Annotated in this window: 8 protein-coding genes; 7 read left to right on the forward strand and 1 reads right to left on the reverse strand. The window is 49.4% G+C overall.

Annotated features, from left to right (window positions below; translation table 11 throughout):
* Positions 1-120 precede the first annotated feature (120 nt).
* Positions 121-1275, reverse strand: coding sequence for a glycosyltransferase family 4 protein (locus tag HWQ67_RS08385; protein WP_218252236.1), 1155 nt, complete (start codon positions 1273-1275; stop codon positions 121-123).
* Positions 1276-1577: 302 nt separating this feature from the next.
* Here HWQ67_RS08385 and HWQ67_RS08390 point away from each other — a divergent pair, with 302 nt between their 5' ends.
* The 7 genes from HWQ67_RS08390 (at position 1578) to HWQ67_RS08420 (ending at position 9238) form a co-directional block, all read left to right on the forward strand.
* Positions 1578-1775: an FmdB family zinc ribbon protein gene (locus HWQ67_RS08390; protein WP_218252237.1), complete on the forward strand. Its 198-nt coding sequence runs from the start codon at positions 1578-1580 to the stop codon at positions 1773-1775.
* A gap of 117 nt (positions 1776-1892) precedes the next feature.
* Positions 1893-3533, forward strand: coding sequence for a response regulator (locus tag HWQ67_RS08395; protein WP_218252238.1), 1641 nt, complete (start codon positions 1893-1895; stop codon positions 3531-3533).
* Between the two features lie 66 nt (positions 3534-3599).
* On the forward strand, positions 3600-6512 hold the full coding sequence (locus HWQ67_RS08400) for a valine--tRNA ligase (protein WP_218252239.1): 2913 nt from the start codon (positions 3600-3602) through the stop codon (positions 6510-6512).
* A 2-nt stretch (positions 6513-6514) separates the two neighbouring features.
* Positions 6515-7366: a carboxylating nicotinate-nucleotide diphosphorylase gene (nadC, locus tag HWQ67_RS08405; RefSeq protein WP_218252240.1), complete on the forward strand. Its 852-nt coding sequence runs from the start codon at positions 6515-6517 to the stop codon at positions 7364-7366.
* Between the two features lie 490 nt (positions 7367-7856).
* On the forward strand, positions 7857-8096 hold the full coding sequence (locus HWQ67_RS08410) for a helix-turn-helix domain-containing protein (protein WP_218252241.1): 240 nt from the start codon (positions 7857-7859) through the stop codon (positions 8094-8096).
* On the forward strand, positions 8059-8640 hold the full coding sequence (locus HWQ67_RS08415) for a hypothetical protein (RefSeq protein WP_218252242.1): 582 nt from the start codon (positions 8059-8061) through the stop codon (positions 8638-8640). The genes HWQ67_RS08410 and HWQ67_RS08415 overlap by 38 nt, the downstream gene beginning before the upstream one ends.
* Complete coding sequence (locus HWQ67_RS08420; protein ID WP_218252243.1) at positions 8564-9238, forward strand: hypothetical protein; 675 nt, start codon at positions 8564-8566, stop codon at positions 9236-9238. Before HWQ67_RS08415 ends, HWQ67_RS08420 begins: the two co-directional genes overlap by 77 nt.
* Positions 9239-9321: the final 83 nt, after the last annotated feature.

Below are 9321 nucleotides of genomic sequence, written 5' to 3' on the forward strand. Positions count from 1 at the left end.
TGGTAAAATGGGGTCAAGGGGACTGGTCCCCTTGCGGGGGGTTCTGAAGGGGGGCGGAGCCGCCCCTTTCTTTCTTTAATTGGGTGCATTACGTTATAGCTACTTATGCTCTTCTGCTTATTACGATGCAATAACCGAGGCCAGGTAGTCCTCGAATGTGAGGGCGATGTTGTCCCACAGGAGGGTCTGTGCGTAATCCCTTGCCGCCGCCCCCAGGGACAGACGCAGGGAGGTGTCATCGAGCAGCCTGCTCACAACGGCAGATAGCGCCTTGTGGTCGCCGGAGCGAAAGGACAACCCCATACGATGTCTTTGTACAAAGGCCAGTTCCCCGATGTCGCTTACAACGATGGCCTTGCCGCACGCCGCCGCCTCGATGATGCTTATCGGCGAGGACTCATGTCGTGAGGGAAGGACAAACAGCCGCGCACCTGATAGCAGCCGTCTCTTTTCGTCCCCGCCGACAAACCCGGCATATGTCACCTTCTGGCGCACGGAGGGGCTGAGGTCCTTGCAGAGCCTTGCAACGGGGTCTGTCTCGTGCCCTGCCAGTATAAGCCTCAGCGTGGGATACCGGGGGCTTATCTCCTCAAAGGCCCTCATCAGGAGGTCAAGGCCCTTGGTGTAGGTGTCTATCCGGCTGAAAAACAGAATATAGTCGTTGTCCCCTGCTTCTTTGTCGCTGCGGTTGTCTTCTGCGGTGTTGAGAAGCTCCAAGTCAGTCCCATTTGGTATCACGATGCAGTTGGGGTGTTTCTTGTTCATCCGTGAGGTCACCTTAGCCATGGTCACCTCCGAAACAAATATCAACCGGTCATACAGACCCGGATAAAACTGCTCAACCCCATACATGGGGACAGAGTACAGGGGGTTGAACTTCAGGATGGCATGTTTTTCCATTATCCCCTGCACCTGCAATATCACAGGCGTGGAGGTGAGGTATCTTGCAAAAAACGGCGTAGACGGCAGGAAGTTCTCCACGATGACGTCAAAGTCCCCGCCGTGTCTGATGACGTAGAGCATTGCCTTGAGGGTATACGCAAACACGCTGGCTGTAAGGTGGGCGCTCTGTATGCCGACAAACACGTGCCGCAGTCCCTCGTGGTAGCCATCCCTGGCGCCAGGGTACTTCATGCACAGCAGGGTGACCTCGTGTCTGTTCATCAGACGCCTGTAAATCTCATATGCACGTATCCCCGCCCCGCCAAACCCAAACGGACTGTCCGTGCTTTCATAGATTATCTGTAGTATCTTCATCAGGTAACATTTTAACATAAAAAAAGAAGGCAACGCCGTGCTAAAAACAGGGCAATCGCATTTGACTGTAAGAGAAAAGAATGGGGGACTTTGTCCCCCCCTCAGACCCCCCTACAAGGGAGCACGGCCCCCACTGAGCCGGGGGTCGCTGACCCCTTGACCCCGTAAAGGGTTGGTTGACAAGTTGAAAAGTAGTTAATTTATCATAAAAAAACATCATGATTATTTCAAATGCGATTGCCCTGCAGTATTGATCTTGCACAAACATAAATGTAAAATATATGTTATAATGAAATAAAAAGATTTAAGGAGTGTAAACGATGCCTATATATGAGTATAATTGTTTGGCATGTGGTGTAAACTTTACACTGTTTCAAAAGATAGGCGCTCCCCAGAGTGAGAGCGTATGCCCGACATGTAAGTCTAACGACGTAAAGCGGCTCATATCGAGCTTTAGCTGTGGCAGTGAATCGGGCGGTTTTTCAATGCCCTCTGCACCAAGCAGCGGTGGGATGTGAGGCCCATCTCACTGTTGAACCGTGAGTTCAACAAACACTTACCGGAAACATGGTAAAGATAGAATACGTCTGTGTGCGTGGTGATAAAAAAACTTATACTCCAAGAGGGATGGGAAGATGCCTAAGAAATTAATGTTGGCCGATGACAGTATTACGATACAAAAGGTCGTAGAGCTCATTTTATCTGAGGAGGACATCGACGTCAGTTCAGTCGGAGATGGCCAGGAGGCAATGTCAAAGCTAAAAAGCAGCAAGCCCGATGTAATTCTTGCTGATATTGACATGCCAAAAATGAACGGCTACGACCTCTGCAAAGAGGTAAAAAATAACCCTGCCACTGCACATATACCTGTTGTGCTGCTCGTTGGGGCATTTGAACCCATAAACGAACAAAAAGTCAGGGATGTCGGGGCAGATGATTTTCTGATAAAACCCTTTGAGTCCAATGAGTTCTTAAAGAAGATACACAGCATCCTAGACCGCATCCCCAAACCGGCCAAGTCTCCCGCCAAGGAACCCCCCGCAGGTAACGGAAAAAACGACGCAGACCTCGAACCCCTTGAACTAGGCGACTCTTCCATGTTGGATGAAAAAGACATGCAGGCGCTCCTGGAGGAAACCATGGTGGAGGAAACAGCCGCCTTTGAAGAGGAACATCCCGACAGCGACGACTCCGATGAGGCTAACTTTGCCGATGACGACCTTACCACAAAGGAGCTGCAGGATATCATCGAAACCCTCAGGGAACCAGGCGCCGCAGAACCCGAAGACTCCGACAGCGGCGACCTCGATATGGAAAAAATGATCGGCTCCTTACTGGAAGAAACTGTTATCGACAATCCCGATGCAGATATGCAAAGTCCGCCCGATAAGGGATTCGGTGGCTTTGACAATGGCGACGGCGATGGCGGCATTGACTCCGATACGTTTAAGGAACTTATGAGCAGCATTACCGATGACATGGCAGATACCTCGGATGGACAGGATGATATGGCCATGACCTCTATGCTCGATAACATCGGAGATAAGCTCGGTGATTCAGACATCGAAGAGGTAGGGGAAACCGTCTTTCAGGACGAAGACAACATGCAGGATATAGTTGCTTCCCTGGTGGAACAGGCAGAGGGCAAGGCCGTTGAAGACAGCACGGAAATGCCTGTCTTTGACACCCCGCCGGTCTATAAAAAGGAGAAACCCGTGAAACAACCACCTGAAAGAGAAGACAGGAAATTTGAGGCCAAACCGGCACACAGGCCTGAACAGGACTACCGAGTCACACATGAACCCTCAACATCAGGCGGGGTATTACTTAGCATAAACGACGTTGTCGGTATGCTCAAACATCACATAGATGACAAGGTCTCCAATCTCTTGCAGGAAGGCGACCTGAACTCATTGTTTGCACAGGCAATCAACGCCTACGTTGACCAGCGATTTAAAGATATAAATATCGGCTTCGACGAAATAATCTCAGAGGCCATAAACACCAGAATAGACAAACTCATAGGCCAGGTCAATATTGAGAGCATTATAAACCAGGTCATATCTTCCACAATCAAGGGGATCATGGGTTCTCTCACAGGGGAGATGTTTAAGGTCAGCAAGGAGGTTACCGAGCGTCTCACCAAACAGGTAATGGATGAGAGTATCCCAACGCTTAAGGCAGAGGTTGAGAAGGTTATCCATAAAACCGTATCCGGTGTCGCAGAACGCCTTATAAAGGAGGAAATAGACCAAATCAGGTCGGAATTTCTATAGAACACCTTATAACACGCTTTGCGTATATAAGTCATAACAAATATCATAGTGCGATAAGGAAATTCAATGGATGAGCAAATAAAGAGCAAGGCCTACGACCCAAAGGCGATAGAGGAGAAGTGGTATGACTTCTGGCTTAAAAACGGATGTTTCAGTCCCTCGGAGGAGCCTGAAAGGGTTGTATTTTCAATTGTAATCCCCCCGCCTAATGTAACCGGTTCACTGCACATGGGACATGCCCTCAACGCCACGCTCCAGGACGTCCTTGCACGGTACAGGCGGATGAAGGGGCACAGGGTGCTCTGGTTGCCGGGTACCGACCATGCCGGTATTGCAACTCAAAACGTCGTCGAAAAACAGTTGACCGCCGAAAACCTCAGCAGACATACGTTGGGCAGAGAGGCCTTCATAGAGAGGGTTTGGACCTGGAAGGAACAGTATGGCGGAGTCATCATACATCAGCTCAAAAAGCTCGGTGCCTCCTGCGATTGGTCCAGGGAACGCTTTACGCTGGATGAGGGCCTGTCACGCGCCGTCAGAGAGGTCTTTGTGCGACTGCTGCAGGAGGGGCTTATCTACAGAAGCCTGCGTCTGATCAACTGGTGTCCGCGCTGTGCCACTGCCCTGTCCGACCTTGAGGTGGAGCACGATGAATTTCACGGCAAACTCACATACATGCGTTACCCCTTCGAGGGCAATTCCGGTTACATCGTGGTAGCCACTACCAGACCCGAAACCATGCTCGGTGACACGGCCGTCGCCATAAACCCCAAGGACGGTCGATACGTAGGACACATCGGCAAAAGGATCAAACTCCCCCTCAGCGGCAGACTTATACCCGTCATTGCCGACCCACAGGTAGACCCCGCCTTTGGCACCGGCGCCGTCAAGGTAACACCATCGCACGACTTCAACGACGAGGCCATAGCAAGACGACAAACCCCCGTCCTGCCCTTTATCACCGTCATCGGACAGGATGGCAGAATGACCCCGGAGGCTGGACAACGTTATAGCGGCCTTGACAGACACGAGTGCAGAAAACTCGTCGTGGCCGACCTCAAAGACAAAAATCTCATCGAAAAAGAAGAATCTCATAAACATTCCATCGGACACTGCTACCGGTGTAAGACCATCATTGAACCGCTGTCTACCGTGCAGTGGTATGTCAATGTCGATGCCCTGGCCGCCGAGGCCATAGAAGTCGTTAAAACCTCACAGGTGAGGATCATCCCAGATGGCTGGAAAAACAGCTACTTCTCCTGGATGCAGGACATCAGGCACTGGTGCATATCGCGCCAGATATGGTGGGGACATCAGATACCCGCCTGGTACTGCCCCGACTGCAACGGGGAGGATGGCTCCAGGCAGGGCGAATATATACACGTCACCTTAAACCAGAGGATAAACGGCCTGCGCGAAGGCTCCTACAGAGAACTTATCAGTGCCGGCCTCTCTCATAAAGAGATCGTCGAAAATACAAAGGACATGAGGGTTGGCATTGCGGCCAAGCCAATCACGGGGTTGGTTGACCCCACGGTGTGTCCGACCTGTGGCAGTGACCACATCGTCAGGGACCCAGACGTCCTGGATACGTGGTTTTCGTCGGCGTTGTGGCCGTTTTCTACGCTCGGATGGCCCGAACAAACCCCCGATCTCAAGACCTTCTATCCCACCAGCGTGCTTGTCACCGGGTTTGACATCCTGTTTTTCTGGGTGGCTCGCATGATCATGATGGGTATGAAGTTCATGAAGGACGTCCCCTTCAGAGACGTCTACATCCATGCACTGGTCAGGGACGAAAAGGGCCAGAAAATGAGCAAGTCAAAGGGCAACGTTATAGACCCGCTCCTGATGATCGACAAGTATGGGGCCGATGCCTTCCGGTTCTCTCTGGCAGCCTTTGCCGCTCAGGGCAGGGATATCAGATTCTCCGAAGAACGTGTGGAGGGCTACAGGTTCTTTATCAACAAGCTCTACAACGCCTCCCGATACATCAACATCAGCATCGATAAGTACGCCGTAGGAGAGCTTGATACCATCGAAACCATAAACGAACACTTTGAACTCTCCGACAAGGAACTCCTGAATCTTCCCGAACGGTGGATCCTGAGCAGACTGGCCGCAGCCGCACATAACACTGCCAAGGGCCTGGAGGACTACCGGTTTAACGACGCATCAAGCGCCATCTATCAGTTCATCTGGCATGAGCTGTGTGACTGGTACATAGAGCTATCGAAGACATCTTTGTCGCAGGGGATCGCATCCCCATCTTTATCGCAGGGGATCGCATCCCCCTTGGCGCAGGGGGGCACCAACCCAATTGCACAGCCCGCTGCGGCATTAAACTGCCTGGTGTACGTCTTTGGCCATGCACTGAGACTCCTGCATCCCTTTATGCCCTTTATTACCGAGGAACTCTGGAGCGTCTACTGCCATAACGGCAAGTCCATCTCAATGACCACCTATCCCCAAGACCTTGTCTCAGACCAGGAGGCAGAAGACAGGATGCAGTACATCATAGATTGCATCAGCGGCATACGCTCCATTAGAGGGGAACTCAACATATCTCCCTCCAAACCCCTCAATGCCATAATCAAGACCTACACCCATGCAGCCAAGCGCAATCTCGCCCAAAACTACGATTACATCAAAAATATCGCACGACTTGAAACCCTTGAGATATCGGATGTCGCAGAAAAACCAAAGGGAGCGGCAGTCTCCGTTAAAACCGACATGGAGATATACATACCGCTCAGTGGTCTGTTCAACGTAAAGACGGAGTTAGAAAGACTCGACAAAGAACTCAAAAAGACCAACGACTCTATCACGCAAACAAACAAGAAGCTCCGCAATGAGGACTTCATTGCCAATGCCCCCAAGTCCGTTGTTGAAAAGGAAAAGGAACGCCACGAAGAGCTTGTCTCAAGGCTGGACAAGATCACGGCCAACATCAAAAACATGAAAGAGCTGGAGGTTTGACATTGTCTTACAGTTTTCCCAACAGTGTAGTGGACTTCATACGTTCCGCCCTGACCGAGGACATAGGACATGGCGATATCACGACGTCCCTGACGGTGGATGCGGGGGCCATTGCCGAGGCCAATGTCATAACGAAGGAGGCGTTAGTGCTTGCGGGTTTACCGTTTTTTGCCCTGGTTTTTGAGCTGGTGGGGCGTGGAGTAGGGCGTGGCGTAGAGGTGCGTACTCTTAGAGAGGATGGCACGGTGTTGGTCAAGGGGGATAAGATAGCACGGGTATCTGGCAGCACGCGGTCGTTGCTGATGGGTGAGCGTGTGGCGCTGAACATCCTGCAACGGCTGTCTGGAATTGCCACCCTGACACACAGCTTTGTCAACAAGGTCAGGGACCTGCCCGTCAAGGTGGTGGATACCCGCAAGACCACCCCCAACATGCGTTACATGGAAAAATATGCCGTGCGTGTAGGCGGTGGAGGCAACCACAGGTTTGGTTTGTACGATTGTGTGCTCATCAAGGACAACCACATCAAGGCGGCAGGCGGCATCACAAAGGCGGTGGAGAGGGTCAGGCGGGGGGTGCCGTTTCTGATGAAGGTGGAGGTGGAGGTGGGCAACATGGAGCAGCTCAGAGAGGCCCTGAAGGCAGGCATTGACGTTGTGATGCTTGACAACATGAGCATCGACGAAATGACACAGGCCGTAGCGCTCGTCAATAAGAGGGTCACAGTGGAGGCCTCCGGTAACGTGACCCTTGACAACATCAGACAGATCGCCCTTACCGGCGTCGATATCATATCATCCGGATACCTCACGCACTCCGCACAAGCCGCCGATATCAGCATGAAAATAATATAACGGTAAATGCAAACGGCAAAGAAAAAGGGTAATAGTTCACACCCCTAAGAAGAAGAAAAGAAAGGGGCGGCTCCGCCCCCCTTCAGAACCCCCTGCAAGGGGGCCAGCCCCCTTGACCCCGTAATCATTGCTCCTGTTACATATTCATGTCAATGAAAATCACAGCAACGCAGATATCTCAATGGGCGGAAACAAAGGATGCTCAAAATGAATTACCCAGACTGATTAGGCGACTAATCCATGCAAGCACTAAAGAAGGTACCTTAGATGATATAGACTTTCCATCGGGAGACTCAACAAGTAAACCTGGGTGTGATGGGAAAGTTGTTGCTAAAGAGTCATCTACGTGGGTGCCAGAAGGTGCGTCCTGTTGGGAGCTTAGTTGTAGAGATGATGTGATGACAAAAGCAAATGAGGATTATATACCAAGAAGCAAAAAGTTTGCAAAAAAACTATTGACAGAGAGGGTATAGTTATTGTATAAAAGATTATGAGAGATTTTTTAGATAAAGAAGAGCGTGCAGTATTAATAGAGGCACATAGAGCTGAACGTGAAAAGAAGCTGGCATACAGGATAAATGCAATATTATTATTAGACGAGGGGTATGAATACTCAGAGGTTTCCCAAATATTATTTTTAGATAATACTACGATAAGGCGTTACGAAAAAGAATATAAAGACGGTGGTTTAGATGAGCTTCTTACAGATAAATATAAAGGTGGTGGATAGACTTGTCAGAGAACTCCTTAAAGACGCTGATCGTAACAGATGGCTTTCACTTGCTTCCTTATTGCCGATGTTGGCTGAGGTATCACCGGAAGAGTTCATCGGGGCTGTTGAGGGTAGTTTACGAAAGCCAGACCAATCCGTTACTTGCTTATTAAAAGAGACCAGCGGTAATACGTTCACGGGACAATGCTACCATGCCGGGTTACTGTGGGCACTGGAAACCCTTGCCTGGTCACCTGACTGGTTATCGCGTATTTCAATAATCCTTGCTAAGTTAGCACATGTTGAAATCAAAGGCAACTACGGAAATACTCCATTATCAAGTTTAGTGAATTTCTACAGGCCGTGGTTTCCCCAAACATCAGTAGATAAAGAATACAGGATAAGCGCATTAAAACGTTTAGTCACGGATGAACCCGACGTTGCCTTCGAGCTTCTATACCAACTTATCCCCAACAGATTAGGTCATGCAATGGAGCATCAACAAAATCTCGAATTTCTTTTTGACTCTACCCTCGTGTGCAAAAACATGGGACAACGTTAAGTCTTTCGGTGAGGAAGTTGAAGACAAATATTGGAAGACAATAAATCCAAACATCTGTCAAGCAGATATCAAAGAGGAAAGAGACTATATTATTGCTCGTCTATTGGAAGTTACCAGACCTGTAAGTGCACTCAACTTCTGTCGTTCTGATGTTAAAAAAGTCAGCCCAAATTTATTGGCTGAGATGTTAGAGGGAATGCTTGCAGGTAAAGAACCCGACGTAAGACTTTGGGAGCATTGGGATATAGGAAAAGCCATAGAACATTTGGAGGCTTCGCTGTCTGATAAGGATAGATTGATAAAACTTGAATTTTGGTTAACTCCATTTTTATGCTACGGCGAAGACTGTAAAACTAAATTCCTTCATAAGGAAATAATGAATGATCCGTCTTTGTTTTGTGAGTTAATCTGTATCCTGTACAAATCTAAAGACGGTGAACGAGAAGAAGAGGTTACAGAAGGACAAAAAAATATGGCACGTATAACGTATCGAATTCTTGAGAGTTGCCGCACACAGCCAGGCACATTACCTGATGGAACTATTGACCCTTTGCGGTTTGCAGAGTTTATAGCGGAAGTTCCAGAACTTACAAGGTAAAATAGTGCTGTAGAAGGTTGAATATATTGGTAATACGCAAAAAGGGCAGCAAAAAATTCGTGCCTACATTTTATTTATGGCAT

The organism is Candidatus Magnetobacterium casense (genome assembly GCF_019173545.1).
Classification (GTDB): domain Bacteria; phylum Nitrospirota; class Thermodesulfovibrionia; order Thermodesulfovibrionales; family Magnetobacteriaceae; genus Magnetobacterium; species Magnetobacterium cryptolimnobacter.